This is a genomic window from Nocardioides plantarum, from assembly GCF_006346395.1.
In the GTDB taxonomy this organism is placed as follows: domain Bacteria; phylum Actinomycetota; class Actinomycetes; order Propionibacteriales; family Nocardioidaceae; genus Nocardioides; species Nocardioides plantarum.
On record NZ_VDMS01000001.1, the window covers coordinates 1740749 to 1765844 of the forward strand.

At 72.8% G+C, this 25096-nt stretch carries 22 protein-coding genes, 1 tRNA gene and 3 pseudogenes; 12 read left to right on the top strand and 14 right to left on the bottom strand.

Annotated elements, in window-relative coordinates; translation table 11 throughout:
- Positions 1-220 precede the first annotated feature (220 nt).
- Together FJQ56_RS08165 and FJQ56_RS22650 are read right to left on the bottom strand one after the other, a co-directional pair.
- The gene (locus FJQ56_RS08165) at positions 221-1441 is read right to left on the bottom strand and encodes an HNH endonuclease signature motif containing protein (RefSeq protein ID WP_140008792.1); all 1221 of its coding nucleotides are present in this window, start codon (positions 1439-1441) and stop codon (positions 221-223) included.
- 134 nt (positions 1442-1575) lie between these two features.
- A pseudogene (locus FJQ56_RS22650) lies at positions 1576-1762 on the bottom strand (helix-turn-helix domain-containing protein); the annotation flags it as partial.
- Between the two features lie 319 nt (positions 1763-2081).
- On the opposite strand from FJQ56_RS22650, the gene FJQ56_RS08175 reads away from it, so the two are divergent.
- The 4 genes and pseudogenes from FJQ56_RS08175 to FJQ56_RS22415 form a co-directional block, all read left to right on the top strand.
- Positions 2082-3239 (top strand): sensor histidine kinase, encoded by a 1158-nt coding sequence (locus tag FJQ56_RS08175; protein WP_140008794.1) that lies wholly within the window; start codon positions 2082-2084, stop codon positions 3237-3239.
- Positions 3236-3925, top strand: coding sequence for a response regulator (locus tag FJQ56_RS08180; protein WP_281284664.1), 690 nt, complete (start codon positions 3236-3238; stop codon positions 3923-3925). Before FJQ56_RS08175 ends, FJQ56_RS08180 begins: the two co-directional genes overlap by 4 nt.
- A 104-nt stretch (positions 3926-4029) precedes the next feature.
- Positions 4030-4800 (top strand): ABC transporter ATP-binding protein, encoded by a 771-nt coding sequence (locus FJQ56_RS08185; protein WP_140008796.1) that lies wholly within the window; start codon positions 4030-4032, stop codon positions 4798-4800.
- Between the two features lie 701 nt (positions 4801-5501).
- Positions 5502-6986: pseudogene (locus FJQ56_RS22415) on the top strand (FtsX-like permease family protein); the annotation flags it as partial.
- A gap of 59 nt (positions 6987-7045) precedes the next feature.
- Here FJQ56_RS22415 and FJQ56_RS23050 read toward each other — a convergent pair.
- From FJQ56_RS23050 to FJQ56_RS08210, 4 genes and pseudogenes are all read right to left on the bottom strand, one after another.
- A pseudogene (locus FJQ56_RS23050) lies at positions 7046-7168 on the bottom strand (sigma factor); the annotation flags it as partial.
- Entirely contained in the window at positions 7165-7902 is a 738-nt protein-coding gene (locus FJQ56_RS08200; RefSeq protein ID WP_211350789.1) for an SDR family oxidoreductase, read from the bottom strand. The pseudogene FJQ56_RS23050 and the gene FJQ56_RS08200, both read right to left, overlap by 4 nt.
- Before the next feature lie 328 nt (positions 7903-8230).
- Positions 8231-8863: a CoA transferase subunit B gene (locus FJQ56_RS08205; protein ID WP_140008802.1), complete on the bottom strand. Its 633-nt coding sequence runs from the start codon at positions 8861-8863 to the stop codon at positions 8231-8233.
- Positions 8860-9777 (bottom strand): CoA transferase subunit A, encoded by a 918-nt coding sequence (locus FJQ56_RS08210; RefSeq protein ID WP_140008804.1) that lies wholly within the window; start codon positions 9775-9777, stop codon positions 8860-8862. Before FJQ56_RS08210 ends, FJQ56_RS08205 begins: the two co-directional genes overlap by 4 nt.
- Before the next feature lie 103 nt (positions 9778-9880).
- Here FJQ56_RS08210 and FJQ56_RS08215 point away from each other — a divergent pair, with 103 nt between their 5' ends.
- The 3 genes from FJQ56_RS08215 (at position 9881) to bagB (ending at position 12899) form a co-directional block, all read left to right on the top strand.
- Positions 9881-10651, top strand: coding sequence for an IclR family transcriptional regulator (locus FJQ56_RS08215; RefSeq protein WP_211350790.1), 771 nt, complete (start codon positions 9881-9883; stop codon positions 10649-10651).
- Between the two features lie 95 nt (positions 10652-10746).
- Positions 10747-11730, top strand: coding sequence for an ATPase BagA (bagA, locus tag FJQ56_RS08220; RefSeq protein ID WP_140008808.1), 984 nt, complete (start codon positions 10747-10749; stop codon positions 11728-11730).
- Positions 11727-12899: an ArsA family ATPase gene (bagB, locus tag FJQ56_RS08225; RefSeq protein WP_140008810.1), complete on the top strand. Its 1173-nt coding sequence runs from the start codon at positions 11727-11729 to the stop codon at positions 12897-12899. The genes bagA and bagB overlap by 4 nt, the downstream gene beginning before the upstream one ends.
- Before the next feature lie 13 nt (positions 12900-12912).
- Here the strand turns inward: bagB and FJQ56_RS08230 are convergent, their stop codons facing one another.
- Positions 12913-13206 (bottom strand): WhiB family transcriptional regulator, encoded by a 294-nt coding sequence (locus FJQ56_RS08230; protein WP_211350791.1) that lies wholly within the window; start codon positions 13204-13206, stop codon positions 12913-12915.
- Positions 13207-13427: 221 nt separating this feature from the next.
- Between FJQ56_RS08230 and FJQ56_RS08235 the strand changes: the two genes are divergently transcribed.
- Together FJQ56_RS08235 and FJQ56_RS08240 are read left to right on the top strand one after the other, a co-directional pair.
- A complete protein-coding gene (locus tag FJQ56_RS08235) occupies positions 13428-15767 on the top strand; it encodes a transglycosylase domain-containing protein (RefSeq protein ID WP_211350792.1) in 2340 nt (779 codons plus the stop codon).
- 83 nt (positions 15768-15850) lie between these two features.
- Positions 15851-16234, top strand: a complete 384-nt coding sequence (locus tag FJQ56_RS08240) for a hypothetical protein (protein ID WP_140008812.1) — start codon at positions 15851-15853, stop codon at positions 16232-16234.
- Positions 16235-16270: 36 nt separating this feature from the next.
- Here the strand turns inward: FJQ56_RS08240 and FJQ56_RS08245 are convergent, their stop codons facing one another.
- Positions 16271-16729, bottom strand: coding sequence for a GatB/YqeY domain-containing protein (locus FJQ56_RS08245; RefSeq protein ID WP_140008814.1), 459 nt, complete (start codon positions 16727-16729; stop codon positions 16271-16273).
- 26 nt (positions 16730-16755) lie between these two features.
- Here FJQ56_RS08245 and FJQ56_RS08250 point away from each other — a divergent pair, with 26 nt between their 5' ends.
- From FJQ56_RS08250 to FJQ56_RS08260, 3 genes are all read left to right on the top strand, one after another.
- Positions 16756-17688 carry a metallophosphoesterase gene (locus FJQ56_RS08250; protein ID WP_140008816.1) on the top strand — a complete coding sequence of 311 codons (933 nt, stop codon included), beginning with the start codon at positions 16756-16758 and terminating at the stop codon, positions 17686-17688.
- A 73-nt stretch (positions 17689-17761) separates the two neighbouring features.
- Positions 17762-17835 (top strand) — tRNA-Pro (locus FJQ56_RS08255).
- Between the two features lie 86 nt (positions 17836-17921).
- Entirely contained in the window at positions 17922-18668 is a 747-nt protein-coding gene (locus FJQ56_RS08260; RefSeq protein ID WP_140008818.1) for a hypothetical protein, read from the top strand.
- A gap of 247 nt (positions 18669-18915) precedes the next feature.
- On the opposite strand, the gene FJQ56_RS08265 is transcribed toward FJQ56_RS08260, so the two are convergent.
- The 6 genes from FJQ56_RS08265 to FJQ56_RS08290 form a co-directional block, all read right to left on the bottom strand.
- Positions 18916-19956: an aspartate-semialdehyde dehydrogenase gene (locus tag FJQ56_RS08265; RefSeq protein WP_140008820.1), complete on the bottom strand. Its 1041-nt coding sequence runs from the start codon at positions 19954-19956 to the stop codon at positions 18916-18918.
- A gap of 1 nt (position 19957) precedes the next feature.
- A complete protein-coding gene (locus FJQ56_RS08270) occupies positions 19958-21244 on the bottom strand; it encodes an aspartate kinase (RefSeq protein ID WP_140008822.1) in 1287 nt (428 codons plus the stop codon).
- A gap of 61 nt (positions 21245-21305) precedes the next feature.
- Complete coding sequence (locus FJQ56_RS08275) at positions 21306-21914, bottom strand: DUF5063 domain-containing protein (protein WP_140008824.1); 609 nt, start codon at positions 21912-21914, stop codon at positions 21306-21308.
- Positions 21911-22507 (bottom strand): recombination mediator RecR, encoded by a 597-nt coding sequence (recR, locus tag FJQ56_RS08280; RefSeq protein WP_140008826.1) that lies wholly within the window; start codon positions 22505-22507, stop codon positions 21911-21913. The genes FJQ56_RS08275 and recR overlap by 4 nt, the downstream gene beginning before the upstream one ends.
- A gap of 58 nt (positions 22508-22565) precedes the next feature.
- On the bottom strand, positions 22566-22943 hold the full coding sequence (locus FJQ56_RS08285; protein WP_140008828.1) for a YbaB/EbfC family nucleoid-associated protein: 378 nt from the start codon (positions 22941-22943) through the stop codon (positions 22566-22568).
- 22 nt (positions 22944-22965) lie between these two features.
- Positions 22966-25089, bottom strand: coding sequence for a DNA polymerase III subunit gamma and tau (locus FJQ56_RS08290; protein WP_140008830.1), 2124 nt, complete (start codon positions 25087-25089; stop codon positions 22966-22968).
- Positions 25090-25096 lie beyond the last annotated feature (7 nt).

The following is a 25096-nucleotide window of genomic DNA, read 5'->3' on the forward strand; positions in this document are numbered from 1 at the left end:
ACTGAGGGCACGCCCTCGCGGCAGCGGCGATCCTCGGAAGACGACCGGGTATGCCGTCGGACCGCCGCCACCGTGAGGGCACGCACCCTGAGCACGCCAAGCCATCAAGAACCTCGGACCCGCACCACTAGACCCAGAGCGAGACCGGACGACGACCATCGCTACGCCTGGTCGTGCTGATGTCCCCGCCTCCTGAGGTCGGAGGCGGGGTGTGGGGCGGTCAGGGTCGTCGGCGTCGGTCAACGAGGTAGGTCGCACCGGTGGGGCTGGTCCATTCGTAGAGCCCGGGTTGAAGCATCCGGTAGGACCAGCGGCCGTGGGTCTTGGCGCGGTGGTGCCTGCGGCAGAGCATGGCGAGGTTGTGGGCTGAGGTCGGTCCACCCAGGTCGAACGGGTCGATGTGGTCGAGGTCGACCTTCCGTCTCCCGCAGTCGGGGAACACACACGTCCGATCGCGCAGGGTCACCTGCTCGCGGATGGCATCGGTGGGTCGGTACGCCGTGGTGGTCGGGTCGGAGGTGAGGTCGATGACGGGCTTGATGGTGACCTTGGTGCCGGCGGTCTGGCACCACGTCTTGATCTGCTCGACCAGGACCGGGGTGAGGATGTTGTCCAGCACGGCTGGGGTGTCGGGGTCGGTGGGGTCGAGGTGGGCGTAGATCGTCACGCCCCGACCCCCGGTGGTCTCGAGGTCGAGGGTGAGCTGGTGGCGGGCTATCTCGCCCAGGGCGTGGGAACGGCGTACGTCGAGGGTGTCGGTGGACCCGAGGTCGGCCAGCCTCTGGGCGCCGTCACGCAGGGCTGCGTCGAGGTCGAGGGCGTCGGCCAGGTCCAGCGTCGCGCGCATGTCGACCGTCCCCGTCGTCGTCGCGCTGGCCACGTCCAAGGTGGCGTGGCGTCCCTCGGCGGCGACCAGGCGGCGGCGTTCGGCCTCGGCGGGGTCGTAAGCCGCTCGGGCGGCCTCGACAGCACGGTCGACCTGGGCCCAGGAGCAGGTGTGCAGGAACGGGGAGATGACCCGGTCCACGTGGGTCGCACCGGCTGGTGGCAGGGCGATGGTCTGCTCGGCGACCCGGAACGCCTTCCACAGCGAGACCTCCAGACCCACGACCCTCGCGTAGAGCCGTGGGAGCCGGTGGCGCAGCTCGAGGGCCTTGCCCAAATAGGCCAGCCCGCCATCAGTCGACATCCCCAACGACAACGCCAGGTCCAGGGCGGCGTACTCACCGATCACGGGACAGCCCGACCCGCCCAGGTGCAGGGCGGGCTCGACCATCGGGTCCAGCAGCTCGGCTGTCTCGACCTCGTCGGCGGTGTTGGCCACCGACCAGTCCAGCACCGCGGTCAGGGTCGCGACCTGGTCACGCGCCTCGGTCTCGCGGCGGGACCGGACCGCGTGCAGCAGCGGGTCGCTGCTGCGGGCTCGGGTCGTGGTCGGCATGGGTCCATTCTACCACTTTATTCGAATACGTGTTCCCATTTGCGGGACCTGTGGATACCGGCCCACAGGCCAGCTGGAGCAGTGCTCCGCGACACGAAGGGGTTCCACGCCGATGGACTGTCCGAGAGCAGCCATGGGGGCCGAGCCAGGTCGACGCGGGCGAGGCTCCAAGACCGCGGGCGGTCCCTCGACCCGCGCACGCTTGCGCAGCTCGTAGAACGACTGACGCGAGATGCCGTGCTCGGCGCAGAACGTCGAGACCGCTCCGCGCGGTGCGTCTTCAGGCCACCGAGAGATCGCGAGCCGGACACGGGGATCGATGGGTTCACCGGCAGCCGTCCCCGAACCAGCAAGGCTGGAGTGTCACCACCAGGACCACCCGAACCGTCACCTGTGTCCTGATGCAGAACTGTCACTGAAGTCCTGAGACATAACAGTTGGGGATGAGCTCATCGACGGGCGTGGGGGTCGGGTCGGGCGGGTCCGCTGCGGGGGTTTCGAGGCTCGTCGCCGGGGCTCCTCGCACCTCAACCACCGTGGTGAGGCCTGCCCGCCCGAGGCGCCTCGCACCTCGACCGACCTGGGGGCGTCATCCCGTGGACTGACGACCACCGGCGTCCGACGGCCTACCGTGGAGCCCGTGCATCCACCGGACGGCGTGCTCCAGCCGTGGCGCCTGGGCGCGCGGGGCGAGCGCTGGCTCGACATCGGCATCGTCGTGTCGTTGCTGCTGTTCGCTCCCCTCTACCTGATCGCGGGCGTCCGGCTCGCCCTGCCCCTTGCCGTGCTGCAGCTGGCTCCGCTGCTGTGGCGACGCACCCACCCCGGGCGGGCGTTCGCCGGCGTCGCCCTGGCCAGCGCGCTGCAGGTGGTGCTCCTCGACACGCCGATCCACTCGCAGGTGGCCTTCCCGATCGCTGTCTACTCGCTCGCTCGGTTCGGCGACCAGCGCAGCGGGCTCGTCGCCCTCGCCGTCGGCGAGTGCGCCGCGGTGGTGGCGTCGGTCGACTGGATCACCGGCTTCGACGGCGACCTCACCGTCCGGACGTTCCTGCCCTACTTCCTGACGATGTCGGCCTTCGTCGTCACCGCGTGGGCGCTCGGCACCCTGGGCCGCACGCGGGCGGCGTACGTCGCCGCGCTCGTCGACCGGGCCGAGCGCATCCGCGTCGAGGCCGAGCAGCAGGTGACGCTGGCCGCGGTGTCCGAGCGGGCGCGGATCGCGCGCGAGATGCACGACGTCGTGGCCCACGGGCTGACCGTGATGGTGGTCCAGGCCGACGGAGCGAGGTACGCCGCCGCACGCGACCCCCGGGTCGCCACCGAGACCCTCGAGCGCATCGCCGCGACGGGTCGTGAGGCGCTGACCGACATGCGGCAGCTGCTCGGGCTGCTGCGGGCCGACGAGATGACCGGTCGTCACCCCCTGCCCGGGCTGGTCGACCTGCCCGCGCTGCTCGACGACGCGGAGACCCACGGCACGGTCGAGCGCGACCTGCAGGGACTCGACCGCGAGGTGCCCACGGCCGTCGCGCTGACGACGTACCGCGTGGTCCAGGAGGCCCTGACCAACGTGCGCAAGCACGCCGGCCCCCACGCCCGCACCCACGTCGCGGTCGCCGTCACCGACCGGGTCGCGATCGACGTCGTCGACGACGGCCGCGGCGCGGCCTCACCGCCCAGCGGCGGCCACGGCCTCACCGGCATGCGCGAGCGTCTCGACGTGCACGGCGGCACGCTGACCGTGGGTCCCCGGACCGGCGGCGGCTTCACGGTGAGCGCGACGATCCCCCTGTGACCCACTCCCCCGACCCCGACCCCCGCCCGATCCGCGTCGTCCTCGTCGACGACCAGCAGATGGTGCGCGCCGGCTTTCGGATGCTGTTGGAGAGCCAGCCCGACCTCGTGGTCGTCGGCGAGGCCGGCGACGGCCGCGCCGCCGTCGACCTGCTCGAGCGCCTCGCCTGCGACGTCGTGCTCATGGACGTGCGGATGCCGGTGCTCGACGGCGTCGAGGCCACCGCGCTCGTCACCGCCATGCCCGGGGCACCTCGGGTGCTCGTGCTGACGACGTTCGACCTCGACGAGCACGCGTTCGCCGCGATCCGCGCGGGCGCGGCCGGCTTCCTGCTCAAGGACGCGACGCCCGAGGACCTGCTGGCGGCGGTGCGCACGGTGCACGCCGGTGACGCGGTCGTCGCGCCGAGCACCACCCGGCGGCTGCTCGAGCACGTCGCCGCGACCAGCCCCGCACCACCGCCGGGCCCCGCCGTCGACCACCCCCGCCTCCGCGACCTCACCGACCGCGAGCACGAGGTCCTCGTGCTCGTCGGCCGCGGCCTGTCCAACCACGAGATCGTCGCCGAGCTCGTCGTCGCCGAGGCCACCGTCAAGACCCACGTCAGCCGCCTGCTGGCCAAGACCGGCAGCCGTGACCGGGTGCAGCTGGTCGTGCTGGCCCACGAGGTCGGCCTCGTCGGATGACCCGTCGACAAGGGCTCGTCATCCCGCCGGATGACGCCGGACGACCGCAGGACCATCCCGCGGCCTGACGACCCGGAGGGGTCCGGATTCCTAGCGTCGACCCCATGACCACCCCCTCCCCGACCACCACGCTCGAGGCGAGGACCACCGCCGCCAGCGCCCGTGGCCTCTCCCGCACCTACGGCCGCGACGAGCACGCCGTCCACGCCCTCCGCGACGTCGACCTCGACCTGCCGGCCGGACGGATGACCGCCGTGATGGGCCCGTCCGGCTCCGGCAAGTCGACGCTGATGCACTGTCTCGCCGGCCTCGACACCCCCACCGGCGGCAGCGTCACGGTCGCCGGGCGCGAGCTCGCCGGACTCGACGACACCGCGCTGACGCTCTTCCGCCGCGAGCACCTGGGCTTCGTGTTCCAGGCCTTCAACCTGCTGCCGATGCTGACCGCGGAGCAGAACATCCTGCTGCCGCTCGAGCTCACCGGACGTCGGGCCGCCCTCGAGGCGCGCCCCCACGTCGACGCCGTCATCGACGTCCTCGGCCTGCGCGACCGGCTGCGGCACCGCCCCTCGGAGCTCTCCGGCGGCCAGCAGCAGCGGGTGGCGATCGCGCGGGCGCTGGCCACCCGGCCCGCCATCGTGTTCGCCGACGAGCCGACGGGCAACCTCGACAGCACCGCCTCCGCCGAGATCCTCGACCACCTGCGCCGCTCGGTGCGCGAGCTCGGGCAGACGGTCGTGATGGTGACCCACGAGGTCGACGCGGCGGCGTACGCCGACGACGTCGTGGTGCTCGCCGACGGCGCCGTACGCGCCCACCTGGTCGACCCCACCACCGACCAGCTCCTCGAGACCCTGCGCGGCGGCACGGCATGAGGACCGTGCTCCTGGCGTCGTTGCGCGTCCACACCCGCCGCTACGTCGCGGCCGCGCAGGCGGTCGTCGTGGGCGTCTCGTTCGTCGTCACCACCGCCGCGCTGACCTCGGCCACCCGCGACGGGCTCACCCAGGGCGTCTCCGCGCCGTACGCCGGGGCCGACGTCGTCGCGACCGGCCTCGGCGGCGACGACGCCGCCCGCGTGGTCGCCGCTGCCGACGCGTCCGGCAACGGGGCCAGCGTGCTCGGCTGGGCGTCCGAGCGGGTCCGGCTCGACGGCCGGGTGCTCGGCGACGTCGACGAGGTGGGACACCTCGCGTCCGGCGACCTGCGCTGGCAGGACCTGACCGACGGCGCGTTCCCCACCCGCGCCGGGGAGGCCGTCGTGGAGGACGCGGTCGCCGACCGCGACGGCCTGGCCGTCGGGGACCGCCTCGAGGTCGGCAGCGGGGCCAGCGCCGTCGAGGTCCGCGTCGTCGGCCTCGTCGACTCCCCCTCGATGCTCGTGCGGTCCGACGTCTACCTCACCTGGGCCGACCTGGCCCCCTTCGCCGACTCGATGTACGTCGACAGCGTGGCCTGGGCGGGACCCACCGGGCCGCTGGCCGCCGCCGTCCCGGACGCGTCGATCCAGTCGGCCGACGAGCACGTCGCCGAGCTGACGGCAGACGTCAACCGCGGCGTCGACGTGATCGCGCTGATGCTCCTGCTCTTCGCCTCGATCGCCCTGTTCGTCTCGGTGCTCGTCATCGCCAACACGTTCTCGATCCTGTTCGCCCAGCGTCAGCGCGACCTCGCGCTGCTGCGCTGCGTGGGCGCGACCCGTCGTCAGGTGCTGGCCTCGGTGCGCGCCGAGGCGCTGGTGCTCGGCGCCGTGGCCAGCGTCGTGGGACTCGCCGTCGGCACCGGCGCGGGTCTCGGGCTCGTCGCGCTGGTCGACGCCCGTTTCCCCGACGCCGGCCTGGGCCGGGCGTCCGTCTCCCCCGCCTGGTACGCCGGGGCCGCCGTCACCGGGCTCCTGGTCACGCTCGTCGCGTCCTGGCTGCCCACGCGACGCGTCACCGCGGTCGACCCGCTCACCGCCCTGCGCCCCGACGCGGGTGTCGATGCACGCAGCGGCGCCGGTCGTGTCCGCATCGCGCTGGGCGCGGTCGCCGTCCTCGGCGGCGTCGCCCTCCTCGCGCTCTCCGTGCAGGCCGTCTCGGCCCCGGTGATGGTCGCCGGCGGCGTGCTCTCCTTCACCGGCCTGCTCCTGCTGCTGCCCCTGGTCGTCCCGGCGCTCATCTCGGCGACGGCCCGGGCCACCGGACGGGTGCTCGGCACCCCCGGCCGGCTCGCCGCCGGCAACGCCGTGCGCAACCCCCGTCGTACGGCGGCGACCGCGGCCTCGCTGCTGATCGGCGTCACGCTCACCACCGCCGTGCTCACCGGCATGGCCAGCGCCCGCGGCGCGGTCGACGACGAGATGGACCACGACCACCCCCTCGACGCCACCGTCACCGCCGGCCGCGACCCGCTCCCGCACAACGCGGCCGACGTCGTGGCCGCGGTCGACGGCGTGGGCGACGTGCTGACCCTGTCCGGCACGCGGGCCACCGTCGGCGGCCTCGGCGAGGTCGAGGTGCTCGCCACCCCCGACGACCTCGACCCGGTCGCCCGCGGCACGGCCACCACCCTGGTCCCCGCTGACGGTCAGGTGCTGCTGCCCTACGACCTGGTCGACGGCGACGTGCCCACGCGGGTCTCCGTGACCGGCAGCGACGGACGCACGGTGCGGCTCGAGGTCGTCCTCGGCGACGGCTGGGGCGACGCGGCCCTCGTCACGCGCACCACGCTCGACCGCCTCACCGACGCCCCGACCGACGGCGCCGTCTGGGCCCGGGCCGACGACGATGCCGACGCCGACCGTCTCGCGGACGACCTCGACGTCGCCGCCGCCTCCTTCGGTGGCTCTGCCGACGGCGGCTTCGCCGAGCGGGCATACGTCGACCTCCAGCTCGACGTCGTCACCGGTGCGGTCGTCGGGCTGCTCGGCATCTCGGTCGTCATCGCCCTCATCGGGATCGCCAACACCCTCGGCCTGTCCGTGCTCGAGCGCGGTCGCGAGAACGCCCTGCTCCGCGCGCTCGGCCTGACCCGCCGCCAGCTGCGCGTCATGCTCGGCCTCGAGGCCGTGCTGCTCTCGGTCGTCGCGACCCAGCCCAGCACGTCGCGCACCGGGTCCCGCGCGTCGGCCGCGACCAGGCGCAGCCAGCAGTCGGCCACCACGTCCTCGGCCTCGGCGCGACTGCCGAGGATGGCGTAGCCGACCCGCACCAGGCGTTCGCGGTGCTCGGCGTACGCCTCGGCGAGGCGGTCCTGGCTCATGCGCGGAGCCAGTCGTCGAACGTCGTGGTCCCGGCGACTCCCCCATCGCGCAGGGTCAACGACCCGTCGCGCATGCCGCGGCCCGCCGCACCCGGCACCGGGACGGCGACGACGAGACGGCCCAGGCCGCGGGCCCTCGACACCCGGCGCGCCAGCCGGTGCATCGTCAGCACCTCGGGCCCCGCCAGGTCGGGCACCCGGCCCGACGGCCCGGCCTCCACCAGGTCGACCAGCGCCTGGCCGACCTCGCGCGCCGCGACCGGCTGGCTGGTCATCCGGGGCACGACCGAGACCGGTCCGAGCCGCACGAAGTGCAGCACCTGCTCGGCGAACTCGTGGAACTGCGTCGCCCGCAGCACGCTCCACGGCTGCTCACCCTCGGCCAGCACCCGCTCCTGCAGCCGCTTGCCGGCGTAGTAGCCGCTCGGCACGTCGTCGATGCCGACGATCGACAGCGCGACGTGGTGACCGACCTCCGCCGCCCGCTCGGCGGCGAGGAGACGCCGCGTGACCCCGCCGAAGAACGCCTCCGACGCGGCCCGGTCCTGGGTCGGCACGCTGGTCACGTCGACGACGGCGTCGACGCCGGCCAGCCGCTCCTCGAGGCCCACCCCCGTGGTCAGGTCCACGCCCACCGACCGGGCCAGCAGGACGACCTCGTGACCGCGCTCGGTGGCGACCTCGACCACGTGGCGGCCGACGACCCCGGTGCCGCCCGCGACCGCGATCCTCATGGGAGTCATCTTCTCGCTCATCTCGCTCATACGAGGTGGACGAGACAGCCCCCTCACGATGTGACACTGCTGCCATGGCCTACGACGAGAGCCTCGCCGACCGGGTCCGCGCGCCCTCGAGCCCACCGGCCCGCTGACGTCGGTCGAGGTGCGAGGAGCCCTGGCGACGAGCCTCGAGACCACCGCAGCGTGCGCACGTCCGTGCCGTGGTCTCGAGGCTCGCTCCGCTCGCACCTCGACCGACGGCAGGGTCGCTTCGCTCGCACCTCGACCGACGGCAGGGTCGCTTCGCTCGCACCTCGACCGACGGCAGGGTCGGTGCGCAGGGTCAGTCCGTGAGCACCTCGGGCTCGGTCTTCTCCCGCACCTCGTCGAGGGTGACGTCGGGGGCGAGCTCGACCAGGCGCAACCCGTCGGGCGTGACGTCGAGGACGGCCAGGTCGGTGATGATCCGCTGCACGACGCCCTTGCCGGTGTAGGGCAGCGAGCACTCGCGCACGATCTTGTAGGACCCGTCGCGCGCGACGTGCTCCATCAGCACGATCACCCGCTTGGCGCCGTGGACCAGGTCCATCGCGCCGCCCATGCCCTTGACCATCTTGCCGGGGATCATCCAGTTGGCGATGTCGCCGGCGGCCGAGACCTGCATGGCTCCGAGGATCGCGGCGTCGATCTTGCCGCCGCGGATCATCCCGAACGACGTCGCGGAGTCGAAGAACGAGGCCCCGCGCCGCAGGGTGACGGTCTCCTTGCCGGCGTTGATGAGGTCGGCGTCCTCCTCGCCCTCGTAGGGGTACGGCCCGGTGCCGAGCACGCCGTTCTCCGACTGCAGCACCAGCTCGACGCCCTCGGCGACGTAGTTGGGCACCAGCGTCGGCAGGCCGATCCCGAGGTTGACGTAGGACCCGTCGACCAGCTCCGAGGCCGCCCGCGCGGCCATCTCCTCACGCGTCCAGCTCATACGTCCCCCTCGGTGGTCGAGCCCTCGGTGGTCGAGCCCTCGGTGGTCGAGCCCTCGGTGGTCGAGCCCTCGGTGGTCGAGCCCTCGGTGGTCGAGCCCTCGGTGGTCGAGCCCTCGGTGGTCGAGCCCTCGGTGGTCGAGCTTGTCGAGACCCTCACGGTGCGCTTCTCGATCCTCTTGTCGGCCGCCTGCTCCGGCGTCAGCTCGACCACGCGCTGCACGAAGACCCCCGGCGTGTGCACGTGATCGGGGTCGATCTCGCCGGGCTCGACGAGGTGCTCCACCTCCGCGATCGTCACGCGCCCGCACATCGCGGCCAGCGGGTTGAAGTTGCGCGCCGACTGGCGGTAGACGAGGTTGCCGTGCCGGTCGCCCTTCCAGGCCCGCACCAGGCCGAAGTCGGCGACGATCGCCTCCTCCAGCACGAACTCCAGCGGCCCCTCGGCCGTCTCGAACACCTGCGTCTGCTTGGGCGGCGAGGCGACGGTGACGTTGCCCCGGTCGTCGTAGCGCCACGGCAGGCCGCCCTCGGCGACCTGGGTGCCGACGCCGGTGCGGGTGAAGAAGGCCGCGATCCCCGAGCCACCCGCGCGCATCCGCTCGGCCAGCGTGCCCTGCGGGGTCAGCTCGACCTCGAGCTCACCGGCGAGGTACTGCCGGGCGAACTCCCTGTTCTCACCGACGTACGACGCGATCATCCGGCGCAGCCGCCCCGCGAACAGCAGCTTGCCCAGGCCCCACTCGTCGACCCCGGCGTTGTTGGACACCGCCTCCAGGTCGGCGGCCCCGGTCTCCAGCAGCGCGTCGATGAGCACCGCGGGGATGCCGCTCAACCCGAACCCGCCGACCGCGATCGTCGACCCCGACCCGATGTCGGCCACGGCGTCCGCCGCCGACGAGACCACTTTGTCCATGCCCGCGATCCAACGCAGTGTCCGGGTCGGGGTCAACCACCGTCCGCTGAGCCGACCCCGATCACCCGCTCAGCGGCGTACGACGGCCGGTAGTGTCCGCTGGGTGGACACCCCGGTCGACGTGCTCGGTCGTGCCGCGCGGGTGCTGCGGGCGCTGGCGACCCACGAGCCCGACGGCGCCGGCACCAGCACCCTGGCCCGCGACTCCGGGCTGCCGCGCGCGACCGTGCACCGCCTGCTCACCTCGCTGCACGCCGAGGGTCTCGCCGACCGCGACCCCGACTCGGGCCGCTGGCTGCTCGGCCCCGAGCTGTTCCTGCTCGGCGCCGCGGCCCGGCCCCGCCACGACGTGACCGCGCTGGCCCACCCGCACGTACGCCGGCTCGCCCAGGTCACCGGCGAGAGCGCGTTCTACTCCGTACGCCGCGGCGACGAGACGGTTTGCCTGGTGCGCGAGGACGGCAGCTTCCCGATCCGCTCCCACGTGCTGCACGAAGGCGCCCGGTTCCCGCTCGGCGTGGTCTCGGCCGGGCTGGCCGTGCTCGCCTACCTGCCCGACGTCGAGGTCGAGGCCTACCTCGCCCGCGCCGACCTCACCGACGAGCACGGACCCGACCACGCGCCGGGCCCGCTGCGCGAGCGCGTCGAGCGCACCCGCCTCGACGGCTGGGCGCTCAACCCCGGACTCATCGTCGAGGGCAGCTGGGGCATCGCCGCCACGGTGTTCGACGCCGAGGACCGGCCGGTGGGCGCGCTGTCCCTCACCGGCATCGAGCGGCGTTTCGGCCCCGACCGGCAGGCCGAGCTGGGCGCCCTGCTGCTGCGCGAGGCCCACGAGCTCACCCGTCGTACGACGTCGGGCGCCTCGGGCTGAGCGGCTCCTCGCCCCTCCAGGACGAGGCGGAGGTCACGCCGAGCTCTCTTCCGGCGGGCGAGGTGGCGCCGTACGCCGGTGACTAGGGTCGTTTCATGACCGACTGGCCCAAGGTGCGCCTGCACGTGGTGACCGGCAAGGGCGGCACCGGCAAGTCGACCGTCGCCGCCGCGCTGGCGCTGGCCCTGGCCACCGAGGGCAAGAACGTGCTGCTCTGCGAGGTCGAGGGCCGCCAGGGCATCGCCCGGATGTTCGACGTCGACCCGCTGCCGTTCGAGGAGCGCCGCCTCACCACCGGGCTCCCCGCCCACGGCGGCAAGCCCGGCGTGGTCCACGCCCTGCACGTCGACCCCGAGTCGGCGCTGCTCGAGTACCTCTCGCTCTACTACAAGCTCGGTCGCGCCGGCCGGGCGCTGGACAAGTTCGGCGTGATCGAGTTCGCCACGACCATCGCCCCCGGCGTGCGCGACGTGCTGCTCACCGGCAAGGTCTTCGAGGCGGTGCAGCGCAACAGCCGCAACAAGGGCGCCACGCAGTACGACGCCGTCGTGCTCGACGCCCCGCCGACCGGGCGCATCGTGCAGTTCCTCAACGTCAGCAACGAGCTCGCCGGCCTGGCAAAGGTCGGGCCCATCAAGTCGCAGTCCGACACGATGATGACGCTGTTCCGCTCCCCGCGCACCGCCGTCCACCTGGTCACCGTGCTCGAGGAGATGCCCGTGCAGGAGACCCACGACGGCATCACCGAGCTGCGCGCCGTCGACCTGCCGGTCGGCGGGGTCGTGGTCAACCTGGTCCGGCCCCAGGACCTCACCCCCGAGCAGCTCACCGGCACCGCGCCCGAGCGGATCGCCGCCGACCTCGAGGGCGCCGGGGTGGACCCCGACCCCGACCTGGTCGCGAGCCTGGTCACCGAGGGCCGCGAGCACGCCGAGCGCCGGGCGCTCGAGACCTCGCAGCGCACGCTGGTCGGCGAGCTCGACGTGCCGACGTACGAGCTGCCGCGTCTCCCCCAGGGCGTCGACCTCGGCGGCCTCTACGAGCTCGCCGCCCTCCTCCGAGACCAGGGAATGGCATGAACCAACCCGCCCGCGTCGGACCCACCGGCACCCCGGCCCCGCCGCTCGACGTCGACGCCCTGCTCGACGACACCGGCGTCGGCATCATCGTGTGCTGCGGCTCCGGCGGCGTCGGCAAGACGACCACGTCGGCGGCGCTCGCGCTGCGCGCCGCCGAGCGCGGACGCAAGGTGGTCGTGCTGACCATCGACCCGGCCCGGCGCCTGGCGCAGTCGATGGGCATCGAGGCCCTCGACAACACGCCGCGTCCGGTCACCGACGTCGACGCCGCGGCGGGCGGTCACCTCGACGCGATGATGCTCGACATGAAGCGCACCTTCGACGAGGTGGTCGAGAGCCAGGCCAGCCCCGAGAAGGCCAAGCTGATCCTCGAGAACCCCTTCTACATCGCGCTGTCGAGCTCGTTCGCCGGCACCCAGGAATACATGGCGATGGAGAAGCTCGGCCAGATCCACGCCGACTCGGTCGCCCCCGGCGGCGACGGCCGCTACGACCTGATCGTCGTGGACACCCCGCCGTCACGCTCGGCGCTCGACTTCCTCGATGCCCCCGAGCGGCTCTCCAGCTTCCTCGACGGGCGCTTCATCCGGCTGATGCTCGCCCCGGCGCGCGGGCCGGCCAAGCTGATCGGTGCCGGCTTCGGCCTGATCACCACCGCGATGACCAAGATCCTCGGCGCCCAGGTGCTCAAGGACCTGCAGACCTTCGTGGCCGCGATCGACACCGTCTTCGGGGGCTTCCGGGCGCGGGCCACCAAGACCTACGCCCTCCTGCAGGCCGACGGCACCGCATTCGTCGTGATCGCGGCGCCCGAGCCCGATGCGCTGCGCGAGGCGGCGTACTTCGTGGAGAGGCTCAGCGCCGACCACATGCCGCTCGCCGGCCTCGTGGTCAACCGCGCCGGCAAGGCCCCGAGCGGCACGCTCGGCGCCGACGAGGCGATGGCCGCGGCCGGCCGGCTACGCCGCGACGACCCGTCGTCGCCGACGGCCGGGCTGTTGCGGCTGCACGCCGACCAGGTCCGGCTGGTCGAGCGGGAGCAGCGACTGCGACACCGCTTCGCCGCGGCCCACCCTCAGGTGGCCACGGCCGTCGTACCGGCGCTCGCCTCGGACGTGCACGACCTCGACGGCCTGCGTCGGGTCGGCACGCTGCTCTCGGGCGGCTGAGCCGCCCGACGAATCAGACGCCGGCCGGCTCGCGGACGACGGTCGCGTCCTTGCGGGCGGTCTCGAGGAGCTGGCGCCACGAGGCGGTGGGCCGACGACGCAGCAGCGCCCGGCGCTCACGCTCGGTCATGCCGCCCCAGACGCCCCACTCGATCTGGTTGTCGAGCGCCTCGGCGAGGCACTCGGTGCGCACGGGGCAGCCCGTGCACATGGTCTTGGCCTTGTTCTGCTCCGCACCTCGCACGAACAGCTTGTCCGGCTGCTCGGCCCTGCAGGCAGCACGCGGCGCCCAGTCTTCAACCCACATGATGATGTCCCCACATCTGATAAGAGAGGCCCGGCATCCCCATGACGCCACGCCCTGTCCCGCTCTTGGGCTAAAGGTAAAGACCCGGGGCGCTCGTCAACAGACCCCAGAGGGCCCCACTTGTCTAGTCCGAAATGACTAGTCCGGTATGACTACACCCGCCCTGGGGTGCGCCGGTCGAGAATCGCGGGCCCACAGACCCCTCCCGTACATTGGACGTCGTGTCCAGGCCCAGGTCCGAGCGCCCCCGCCCCTCGACCATCCTCTCCCACGTCGGAGTGATGGTCGTCGTCTCCGTCGTCCTCGGTGTCGTCGTCTCCGGTCTCGCCATCCCGTTCGCCGGGCTGGTGGGCTTCGCGACGCGCACCACCGCCGACGCGACCGACGACCTGCCGCTCGAGCTCGAGACCGAGACGCTGCCGCAGCGCACCACGATCTTCGCGGGCGACGGCAGCGTGCTGGCCACGATCTACGACCAGAACCGCCTCACCATCCCGCTCGACCAGATCTCCCGGACGATGGTCAAGGCCCTGGTCTCGATCGAGGACTACCGCTTCTACCAGCACGGCGCGCTCGACATCAAGGGCACCGCACGCGCCCTGGTGAGCAACCTCGGGGCCGGCGGCGTCAACCAGGGCGGGTCCTCGCTCACCCAGCAGCTGGTCAAGCAGACCCTCCTCAACGCCGCCACCGCCAAGAACGACAAGGCCGAGATCAAGGCCGCCACCGAGATCAGTGCCGCCCGCAAGGTCAAGGAGCTGCGCTACGCGATCGCCCTGGAGAAGAAGCACTCCAAGGACTGGATCCTCGAGCGCTACCTCAACACGGTCTACTTCGGGGCCGGCGCCTACGGCGTGCAGGCGGCCGCGAAGCGCTACTTCAACGTCGACGCGCGCAAGCTCAACCTCAACCAGTCCGCCCTGCTGGCCGGACTCGTGCAGAACCCCTCGGCGTTCGACCCGACCCGCAAGGGCCAGGGCGCCCGGGCCAAGGAGCGACGCGACGTCGTCCTGGACCGGATGGCCCAGCTCCACGTGATCACCCAGGGCCGGGCCAACAAGACCAAGGCCGGGCCGCTGAGGCTCGACCAGCAGCGACCCAACAACGGCTGCGTGAGCAGCCGCTCGCCGTTCTTCTGCAACTACGCCCTCGAGTACCTCCTGGCCGACAAGTCACTGGGCCGCAACAAGGCCGAGCGCGACAGCTTTATCCGGTCCGGTGGGCTGAAGATCTACACGACGCTCGACTTCGACGACCAGAAGGCCGCCGACGCCTCGGTCCGCAGCCACGTCCTCGCGACCGACCAGGCCATCGGCGCGCTCGCGATGGTCGAGCCCGGCACCGGCGAGGTCAAGGCGATCGCCCAGTCGCGCCCGATGGGCCGCAACAAGGGCAAGGGCGAGACCTACCTCAACTACGTCGTGCCCTCGCAGTACGGCGACTCCAACGGCTTCCAGGCCGGGTCGACGTTCAAGTCCTTCGTGCTCGCCCAGGCCATCGAGAACGGCACGCCGCTCGACAAGACGTTCCCGTCTCCCAACGGCCCGGTCGAGATGGAGAAGGAGGACTACGAGGACTGCGGCGGCAAGCCCTACGGCTACGGCACCTTCCCGATCGGCAACTCCGTGCAGTCCAGCGGCACCGAGAACCTCTACACCGGCACCCGCAAGTCGATCAACACGTTCTACCTCAACCTCGAGAAGACCACCGGCCTCTGCGACCCCTACAAGCTGGCCCAGTCGATGGGCGTGCGGCTGACCTGCCCCGGCGAGAACAGCTGCCCCGGGCCTCCGAAGGTCTCGGCCGAACGCGTGCCGTTCTTCACCCTGGGTGTGGCCGACGTGAGCCCGCTCGAGATGGCCGAGGCCTACGCGACCTTCGCTGCCCGGGGCAAGCACTGCGCCTCGCGTCCGATCACCGCGATCAAGGACCTCAACGGCAACACCCTCAAGACCTACTCACCGCGCTGCAGCCAGGTGATGTCGCAGTCGACCGCCGACGCGGTCAACGACGTCCTCCGCGGCGTGATCGAGGGCGGGTTCGCCTCGGCGCAGGCACTCTCGGTCCCTGCGGCCGGCAAGACCGGCACCACCGGTGGGTCCGGTAAGTCGCCGTCGGTCTGGTTCGTCGGCTACACCCCGCAGCTCGCCACGGCGTCCATGATCGCCGGTGCCAACCAGTTCGGCACCCCGATCGGCCTCGACGGCCTCAGCATCAACGGCGTCAACGTCACCGCGTCGGGCTCCGGCCTGGCTGCCCCGATGTGGGGCGATGCGATGAAGGCGCTCGACGCCGAGGGCAAGTTCGACGACGTCGACTTCGTGGATGCCGACGTCCCCGGCTTCGGCAACGAGACCGTCGCCGCACCCAAGCCCCCGCCCAACAACGGCGGTGGCGGCACGCCCGATGCCAGCCCCGGCGGCACCGCCGGTGGAGGCACCCCCGGCGGCGGTGGCGGCGGTGGCAACGGTGGTGGCGGCAACGGTGGTGGTGGCGGCAACGGTGGTGGCGGCGGCCCCGGTGGGGGCGGCGGTCCCGGTGGCGGCGGCGGTCCCCGGTAACCCGCCCGGCGTCCGGATGCGCCGGTCGGAGCCGTGACTCGGCGTCTCGTGACCTCGTGTCGCGTCATGGCGGGGCGCTAACGATGGCACCGCACACCGACACCTCCACGCGCGAGACACTCGACCGTCTGCCGCTCCGCAGCACGTCCGCGAGCGTCGTCGTCACCGTCGCTGCCAACGTCGCCGGAGGCCTGCCCGCCCTGCCCCTGCTCATGTACGTCGTGCCGTGGACTCAGGGGCTCCTGGGCCTGGCGCCAGCTCCCGACTACGGCGATCCCGAGTTCGCCAGCGCAGCGAAAGTCTGCGCGGTGCTGCTGGGCTTCGTCCTGATCTGTTTCGTCGCCTTCAACGCCAGCCTCCAGCGCTTGCTCACCGGCCGACGCTGGTCGTGGTGGCTGGTCGCCCTGGCCTCGGCCGCCGCACCGACGCTCGCGTACCTCGCGTACTTCCAGCTCACCCGCCCCTGAGGCTGCTCACCAGTGGTGACCGAGCCGGCGCCGGACTCAGCCGAGCTGGCGGCGTACCTCGGCCGCGACAGCACCACCGTCGGCCCGGCCCTTGACCTGCGGCTGGACGACGCCCATCACCTTGCCCATGGCGCGCATGCCCTCGCCGGCGGCGCCGGTCTGCGCGACGGCTGCGGTGACGACCGCGGCGATCTCCTCGGCGCTCAGCTGCTCGGGCAGGTAGTGCGCGATCACCTCGGCCTCGGCCCGCTCCTTGTCGGCGCTCTCGGCGCGACCGCCCTCGTCGAACGCGGTGGCCGCCTCGCGCCGGCGCTTGGCCTCACTGGTCAGCACGTCGAGCACCTCGTCGTCGCTCAGCTCGCGCGCCTCCTTGCCGGCGACCTCGGCGTTGGTGATCGAGGTCAGCACCATCCGCAGCGTCGAGCTGCGCAGCGAGTCACGCGCCTTCATCGCGGTCGTGAGGTCGGTGCGGAGCTGCTCCTTGAGGGTGGCCATGCCGGCCATTGTGGCAGCCTGGGGTCGTGTCTCCGACCGGGTTCTTGCTCCGTTCCGCCGCGACCGGCGCCGTCGCCGGAGCCGCGCTGACGGCGTACGCCGCAGCGGAGGCCCGCCGCTACACGCTGCGCCGCTTCGACGTCCCGGTGCTGCCGCCGGGCGCACGGCCGGTCACGGTGCTGCACGTCAGCGACCTGCACATGACACCCGGGCAGCACCGCAAGCAGGAGTGGCTGCGCGGTCTCGCCGCGCTGCGGCCCGACCTCGTCATCGACACCGGCGACAACCTGTCGCACCGTGACGCCGTCCCGGTGGTGTGCGACGCGCTCGGGCCGCTGCTCGACGTGCCGGGCGTCTTCGTGCACGGCTCCAACGACTACTTCGAGCCGACGGTGCGCAACCCGCTGCGCTACCTGCTCCCCGACGACGGCAAGCGTCACACCGCCACGCCCCAGCTGCCCTGGCGTGAGCTCTCGCGCCGGTTCACCACGGCCGGGTGGCGTGACCTGACCAACCGCCGCGACACCGTCACGGTCGGCGACCTGACGATCGCCTTCGCCGGCGTCGACGACCCCCACCTGTCCTACGACCGGCTCGCCGCCGTCGCCGGTCCGGCCGACCCGACCGCCGACGTACGCCTCGGCGTCACGCACGCCCCCTACCTCCGCGTCCTGGACCAGTACGCCGCCGACGGCTACGACGCGATCGTCGCGGGCCACACCCACGGCGGCCAGGTGTGCCTGCCGGGCGGCCGGGCGCTCACCACCAACTGCGACCTCGAGCCCGCACGTGCGCGCGGGCTGCACCGCCACCCCGCCACCTCGGCCCCGGGCGACCCGGGCTCGGCGTGGCTCCACGTCTCGGCGGGGCTGGGCACCAACCCCTACGTCCGGCTGCGCCTGGCCTGCCGACCGGAGGCCACGCTGATGACACTGGTGCCTCGGGCCCCGCGACGCTGATCCCGATTGCGGGACGCCCGACGCGCTCGGGTATGCTCCCATGCTGGTGAGCCGACTCCGGTCGGCACACGTTCGGGCTGTGGCGCAGCTTGGTAGCGCGCGTCGTTCGGGACGACGAGGCCGCAGGTTCAAATCCTGTCAGCCCGACTCTTCACCACCAGATGACCCCGGCCGGTTCTCCGGCCGGGGTCGTTTCGTCTGATCGTTCTCGGCTCCGTGAGATGCTGCTCGGCATGCCCGACGACGAGCGCCCCAGCCTCGAGGCTCCGCAGCTGTTCGGCCGCCGCCGCACCAAGCGCCAGGCCCGCGCCGACGTCCCGGCGGCTGATGCCGAGCACGGGTTCGAGGACTCCGGCTCCGATGCCACCGAGGTCGTGCCGGTCGTCCCCGCCGACGAGCCCGACGCGACCGCGGTGCTCCCGGCTCAGCCGGCGGCGCCCCGTCGGCCCCGGCGCGAGCGACGTACGCCGGGCGGTGACGTCGACGTGGTCGACGCACCCGGGACCGTCACCACCGACGACACCGACGACACCGCCCCCGAGGCCCCGAGCAAGCCCGTGCGCGCCCCCCGGACTCCCCCGACTCCCCGCGACCGCAGCACGCCCCTGTTGCCGGGCCGCCCGGCCGCCGTCCTCTCGGGCCTGGGCGCCGGTCTGGCGCTGCTGGGCTTCACCTGGCTCGGCTTCCAGGGCTGCGAGGCCGCCCGCGGCACCTCGTCGTGCGGCACCGGGCCCGGCATGGTGGCGCTCGTCGTGGTCTTCGTGCTGGCCGTGGCGGTCGGCGCGGTGGTGCTGTCGCAGTTCGACGTGCCCGACCCGGGCGCGACCAGCTTCCTCGGCACCGGTCTGACCGGTGTCGTCTACCTGCTGCTCGTCGAGCAGCTCGACAACTGGACGGTGCTGGTCGTGGTGCCGGTCGTCACGGCGCTGACGTTCCTGCTGTCGTGGTGGGTCACCACGACCTACGTCGACACCGACTGACCCCGACCCGCGACCCTTCAGCAGTCGCAGTCGGCCTGCGCCGGGTGCCGGTCAGGCCCGCCCTCCGATGCCGGCGGCAGCGATCCCAGGCGGTGCGGGACGCGGCACCGCGCCGGTCCGGGCTGCGACCATTCAGCAGTCGCAGTCGGCCTGCGCCGGGTGCCGGTCAGGCCCGCCCTCCGATGCCGGCGGCAGCGATCCCAGGCGGTGCGGGACGCGGCACCGCGCGGGTCCGGGCTGCGACTATTCAGCGCAGCAGAAGCTCGGCGATCTGCACGGTGTTGAGCGCGGCACCCTTGCGCAGGTTGTCGCCGGACACGAACAGCGCCAGCCCGCGCTGGTCGTCGACGCCCTCGTCCTGACGGATGCGCCCGACGTACGACGGGTCCTGGCCGGCGGCCTGCAGTGGCGTGGGCACGTCGCTGAGCTCGACCCCGGGGGCGCCCGCCAGCAGCTCGTGGGCCCGCGCGGCGCTCAGCGACCGCGCGAACTCGGCGTTGACGGCCAGCGAGTGGCCGGTGAAGACCGGGACCCGCACGCAGATGCCGGAGACCCGCAGGTCGGGGATGCCGAGGATCTTGCGCGACTCGTGGCGCAGCTTCTGCTCCTCGTCGGTCTCGTTGAGGCCGTCGTCGACGATCGAGCCGGCCATGGGCAGCACGTTGAAGGCGATCGGCCGGACGTACTTCTGCGGCTCCGGGAACGTCACCGCCGCCCCGTCGTAGGCGAGCTCGCGGGCCTTCTCGCCGGCGGCCTCGACCTGGGACGCGAGCTCCTCGACGCCGGCGACGCCGGAGCCCGAGACCGCCTGGTAGGTCGAGACGACGAGCCGGACCAGGCCGGCCTCGTCGTGCAACGGCTTGAGGACCGGCATCGCCGCCATGGTGGTGCAGTTGGGGTTGGCGATGATCCGCCGGCCGCCGGCCCGGGTCGCGAGGTCGATGTCGCCGGGGTTGACCTCGGAGACGACCAGCGGGATCTCGGGGTCGCGGCGGAACGCGGAGGAGTTGTCGACGACGACCACCCCGGCTGCGGCGTACGCCGGCGCGAGGGCTCGTGAGGTGGTCGCGCCGGCCGAGAACAGCGCGATGTCGAGCCCGGTCGGGTCGGCGGTGGCGGCGTCCTCGACGACCACCTCGCGACCGGCGAAGGGCAGCACGGTGCCGGCCGAGCGGGCCGAGGCGAAGAACCGCACCTCGTCGGCGGGGAACCCGCGCTGCTCGAGGATCTGGCGCATGGCGACGCCCACCTGTCCGGTGGCGCCGACGATGCCGATGCTGGTGCCCATGTCAGCGACCCGACCCGCCGTAGACGACGGCCTCGACCTCGGTGGCGTCGAGGTCGAACGCCGTGTGCGCCGCGGCCACGGCGGCGTCGACGTCGGCCTCGTCGACGATCACGGAGATCCGGATCTCCGAGGTCGAGATCATGCCGAGGTTGACCCCGGCGTCGGCGATCGCGGCGAAGAACTTCGCGGTCACGCCCGGGTGCGAGCGCATGCCCGCCCCGATCAGCGACACCTTGCCGACCGTCTCGTCGTACAGCAGCGTCTGGAAGCCGATGGTCGCCTGCAGCCCCGCCAGCGCGGTCATCGCGACCTGGCCGTCGGTGCGCGGCAGCGTGAACGAGATGTCGGTCAGGTTGGTCGCGGCCGCCGAGACGTTCTGGACGATCATGTCGAGGTTGATCTGCGCCTCGGCCAGGGCGGTGAAGATGCGCGCCGCCTCGCCGACCTTGTCGGGTACGCCGACGACGGTGATCTTGGCCTCGCTGCGGTCGTGGGCGACGCCGGCGATGATCGCTGCTTCCATGCTCTTGCCCTTCAGGACGGGGATGTCGTCGATCGAGCCACGCACGATGGTGCCGTGGAGCTGGCTGAACGAGGATCGGACGTGGATCGGGATGTCGTAACGGCGGGCGTACTCGACGCACCGCAGGTGGAGGATCTTGGCACCGCAGGCGGCGAGCTCGAGCATCTCCTCGTAGGTCACGGTGTCGAGCTTGCGCGCCGCCGGGACGATGCGGGGATCGGCGGTGAAGACCCCGTCGACGTCGGTGTAGATCTCGCACACGTCGGCCTTGAGGGCTGCCGCGAGCGCCACGGCGGTGGTGTCGGTGCCGCCGCGACCCAGGGTGGTGATCTCCTTGGTGTCCTGCGAGACGCCCTGGAAGCCAGCGACGATGACGATGTGGCCGTCGGCGATGGCTTCCTGGATGCGGCCGGGCGTGACGTCGATGATCTTGGCCTTGCCGTGCACCGAGTCGGTGATGACCCCGGCCTGCGAGCCGGTGAACGAGCGGGCGCTGAAACCGAGGTCGGAGATGGCCATCGCGACCAGCGCCATCGAGATCCGCTCACCGGCGGTGAGCAGCATGTCGAGCTCACGCGCGGGCGGCAGCGGACTCACCGCCTGCGCCTTGTCGAGGAGCTCGTCGGTCGTGTCTCCCATCGCCGAGACGGCGACGACGACGTCGTGGCCGTCCTTCTTGGCCTGGACGATCCGTCGGGCCACCCGCTTGATCGCGGTGGGGTCCGCGACGGACGATCCGCCGTACTTCTGCACGACAATGCCCACCGGGCTCACTCCTGGGTCGGGGAAGGGTTCCGGTGCTCGATTCTACGGTCGAGAGCCGGGGTCAGGCCTTGCTGTCCAAGACGGCCTCGGCGGCCTCGATCTGGTCGAGCTCGGCGTCGTTGTCGACGTCGAGGCGGTCGTGGGCGATGACCGACAGCAGCGCCTTGAGCACCGCCCCGCCGAGGCCGCCCCAGTTGGAGACGTAGGAGAACTGCCACCACCACAGCGCCTCCTCGACGTTGCCCGAGCGGAAGTGCCGCAGGCCGTTCTCGAGGTCGGTCGCGATCGCGGCGAGGTCGTCGGACAGCTGGCTGGCCACGACCTCGGGCGCGTAGGGGTCGAAGAGGAAGCCGTAGGTGTCGACGCTGTCGAGCATGTCGGCCAGGCGCAGCCGCAGGTCGTCGACGTCGGCCTCGGGGCCGACGTCGGGCTGGTACTCGGCGCGGGGGGTGAAGTCCTGCTGCACGCCGAGCCGCGCGCCGGCCAGCAGCACCTGGCTGACCTCGAGCAGCAGCAGCGAGATGGCCCGGCTCGGGTCGCCCTCGCGGGCGATCGCGCGCAGCGCGAGGAGGAACGACGACACGGAGTCGGCGATCTGCTGGGCGAAGTCCTCGGTGTCGCCGTCGACGGCCGCGGTGGGCGCCTCGGGCTCGATCTGGGAGTGGCTCATGGGGCGTTCTGCCTTCCTACGAATGCTCGTCCGAGGGTCACCTCGTCGGCGTACTCGAGGTCACCGCCTACAGGGAGTCCACTGGCCAGCCGGGTCACACGCAACCCCAGGGGTCGCAGCTGGCGGGTGAGATAGGTCGCGGTGGCCTCGCCCTCGAGGTTGGGGTCGGTGGCCAGGATGATCTCGGTGATCTGGTCGTCCGACAGCCGCGCGACCAGCTCACGGATGCGGAGCTGGTCGGGCCCGATGCCGTCGATGGGCGAGATCGCCCCGCCGAGCACGTGGTAGCGGCCCCGGAACTCGCGGGTGCGCTCGATCGCGACGACGTCCTTGTACTCCTCGACGACGCACAGGGTCGTCGGGTCGCGGCGGGGGTCGGCGCAGATGCGGCACTGCTCGGCCTCGGAGACGTTGAAGCAGGTCGCGCAGAACCGCACCTTGGCCTTGACCTCGATGAGCACGTCGGCGAGGCGGCGTACGTCGGTCGGGTCGGCCTGGAGCAGGTGGAAGGCGATGCGCTGCGCGCTCTTGGGACCTACGCCGGGCAACCGCCCGAGCTCGTCGATGAGGTCCTGCACCACGCCTTCGTACACGCGCTCACCCTAGGGCGTACCCGCGGCGGCGACGTCACCCCCGCGCGGCACGCGTGCCCTAGAAGCCGAGCGGGCCGGGCTTGCCGGGCTCGCCGCCGCCGAGCCCGGGCAGGCCACCGCCGGCCAGCGGGCCGAGCGCCTGGGCGGCGGCCTCGTCGGCACGGCTCTTGGCGTCGCGGTAGGCGGCGACGATGACGTCGCCCAGGTCGGCCAGCGCGTCGGGGTCGGCGGCGTCGACGGACCCCGGGGCGATGTCGATGCCGAGGAGCTCACCGGTACCGGAGACCTTGACGGTCACCCCGGCCACGGAGCCCTCGACGACGGTGTCGGCGAGCTGCTCCTGGGCCTGCATGAGCTGGGACTGCATGGCCTCGGCCTGCTGGAGGAGCGCGTTCATGTCGAAGCCTCCGGTGCCGCCGAACGGGTTGTCGGTCATGGGGTGGGCCTTCCGGTCGTGGTCACTGGTGGGGGATCTCCTCGATCATCCGGGCGCCGAGCTCGCGCGCCAGCAGGTCGTCGGTGCCGAGCTGGTCGGAGTCGGCGTCGAGGTCGTCTGGGTGGGCGTCGGCGTCGGCCTGCGCCAGGGAGGGGCCGGTGGGCTCGACGGGCCCGCCGGCGGGTCGGGTCTGGCGGATGGCCTCACGGGCGGCCGCCTGCCCCGCCCCGGAGCGGGGCTCGACCTCGGGCTCGTCGGTCGCCCACGGCGGCGGCTCGTCGGGCGGCGGGGGCGCCTCGGGGGTGGTCTGGCTGACCGGGGCCGCCTGGGAGGCCCCCTGCGGGGGCGGCGTGGTCGAGGCGGGGGGCGGCTCGGCCTCGCGCTCGCCGAGCGTCGCGGGGGCGGCCGGCGGCGGGTGGGCTCCGGCGTCGGCGCCCGGGTCGACGATGGTCTCGATCTTGTAGGCCGCGCCGATCACGTCGATGACGGCCTGTCGCACGATCTCGGACGACCCTCCAGAGTCGAAGGAGTCGCGGGCTCCCCCGTTGGCGAACCCGAGCGTCAGGGTCTGGCCGTCGACGGCCACCACCTGGGAGTTCTGGGAGAGGTGGATCCAGGTGATCCGGCGGCGCTGCTTGGTCGCCTCGATGATGTCGGGCCACAGCCGGCGTACGTCGACCAGGGTCAGGCCACCGGCCGGGGCCGGGGCTCCGGACTCGGCGGCCGGCGCGGGAGCGGGGGCGGGGCTGGGCTCCGCAGTGACGTCCGCTGCGGGGGCTGCGACCGGCGCGGACGGCTCGGACGGCTCGGCTGGCGGGGCCGGTGGGGTCGACCCGATGCGCTCGGGTCGAGCCGGCTCCGGCACGGCTGCCGGAGGAGCGGCGCGGACCGTCTCGGGCTCGGGGGCCGGGACCACGGGGGCGGGGGCTGCGACCGGCGCCGGGGCGGGGGCGGCCACGACCTGCTCGGCCGGCAGGGTGATCGACGCCCGACGCTCGAGGCGGTCGAGACGGGCCTGGACGCCGTGGGTGGTGTGGTCGGCGCCGGGCAGCAGGACCCGGGCACAGATCAGCTCGAGGAGCAGCCGTGGGGCGGTGGCACCCCGCATCTCGGTCAGCCCGACGGCGACCAGGTCGGCGGCACGGCTCAGGTCGGCCCGGCCGAAGCGGGACGCCTGGGACACCAGCCGCTCGCCCTGGTCGACGGCGACGTCGATCAGTCCGGTCGCGGGCGCGTCGGGCACCGCGGCGATGATCACCAGGTCGCGCAGCCGCCGCAGCAGGTCCTCGGTGAACCGGCGCGGGTCCTGGCCGGTCTCGATGACCTTGTCGACGACACCGAAGACCGACGCCCCGTCGCCGGCGGCGAAGGCGTCGACGACCTCGTCGAGCAGGGTGTCGGGGGTGTAGCCGAGCAGCCCGCTGGCCAGCTCGTAGGTGACCCCGTCGGTGCCGGCCCCGCCGAGCAGCTGGTCGAGCACCGAGAGGGTGTCGCGGGCCGAGCCCGCACCCGCCCGGACCACCAGCGGCAGGGCCGCCGGCTCGATCGACACGCCCTCGCGCTCGCAGAGCTCGGTGAGGTAGGCCGACAGCGACCGCGGCGGGATCAGCCGGAACGGGTAGTGGTGGGTGCGCGAGCGGATGGTCGGGATGACCTTGTCGGGCTCGGTGGTCGCGAAGATGAAGCGCAGGTGGGGCGGCGGCTCCTCGACGAGCTTGAGCAGCGCGTTGAAGCCCTGCGAGGAGACCATGTGGGCCTCGTCGATGATGTAGACCTTGTAGCGGTCGCGCACGGGGGCGAAGAACGCCTTCTCACGCAGGTCGCGCGCGTCGTCGACGCCGCCGTGGGACGCGGCGTCGATCTCGATGACGTCGATCGACCCGGAACCGCCGCGGGCCAGCTCGCGGCAGCTGTCGCACTCGCCGCACGGGTCGGCCACCGGGGCCAGCGCGCAGTTGAGCGCTCGGGCGAGGATGCGGGCCGAGGTGGTCTTGCCGCAGCCGCGCGGACCGGAGAACAGGTAGGCGTGGTTGACCCGGTTGTTGGCCAGCGCCGCCCGCAACGGCTCGGTGACGTGCTCCTGGCCGATGACCTCGGCGAAGGTCTCCGGCCGGTAGCGGCGATAGAGGGCGAGCGGGCTGTCCACGTGCCGA

Bases quoted from the DNA above. Each gene is read 5' to 3' on its own strand.
- FJQ56_RS08165 (WP_140008792.1), bottom strand. From the start codon at position 1,441: ATGCCGACCACGACCCGAGCCCGCAGCAGCGACCCGCTGCTGCACGCG.
- FJQ56_RS08185 (WP_140008796.1), top strand. From the start codon at position 4,030: ATGACCACCCCCTCCCCGACCACCACGCTCGAGGCGAGGACCACCGCC.
- FJQ56_RS08200 (WP_211350789.1), bottom strand. From the start codon at position 7,902: ATGAGGATCGCGGTCGCGGGCGGCACCGGGGTCGTCGGCCGCCACGTG.
- FJQ56_RS08205 (WP_140008802.1), bottom strand. From the start codon at position 8,863: ATGAGCTGGACGCGTGAGGAGATGGCCGCGCGGGCGGCCTCGGAGCTG.
- FJQ56_RS08210 (WP_140008804.1), bottom strand. From the start codon at position 9,777: ATGGACAAAGTGGTCTCGTCGGCGGCGGACGCCGTGGCCGACATCGGG.
- bagA (WP_140008808.1), top strand. From the start codon at position 10,747: ATGACCGACTGGCCCAAGGTGCGCCTGCACGTGGTGACCGGCAAGGGC.
- bagB (WP_140008810.1), top strand. From the start codon at position 11,727: ATGAACCAACCCGCCCGCGTCGGACCCACCGGCACCCCGGCCCCGCCG.
- FJQ56_RS08230 (WP_211350791.1), bottom strand. From the start codon at position 13,206: ATGTGGGTTGAAGACTGGGCGCCGCGTGCTGCCTGCAGGGCCGAGCAG.
- FJQ56_RS08240 (WP_140008812.1), top strand. From the start codon at position 15,851: ATGGCACCGCACACCGACACCTCCACGCGCGAGACACTCGACCGTCTG.
- FJQ56_RS08245 (WP_140008814.1), bottom strand. From the start codon at position 16,729: ATGGCCACCCTCAAGGAGCAGCTCCGCACCGACCTCACGACCGCGATG.
- FJQ56_RS08260 (WP_140008818.1), top strand. From the start codon at position 17,922: ATGCCCGACGACGAGCGCCCCAGCCTCGAGGCTCCGCAGCTGTTCGGC.
- FJQ56_RS08265 (WP_140008820.1), bottom strand. From the start codon at position 19,956: ATGGGCACCAGCATCGGCATCGTCGGCGCCACCGGACAGGTGGGCGTC.
- FJQ56_RS08275 (WP_140008824.1), bottom strand. From the start codon at position 21,914: ATGAGCCACTCCCAGATCGAGCCCGAGGCGCCCACCGCGGCCGTCGAC.
- FJQ56_RS08285 (WP_140008828.1), bottom strand. From the start codon at position 22,943: ATGACCGACAACCCGTTCGGCGGCACCGGAGGCTTCGACATGAACGCG.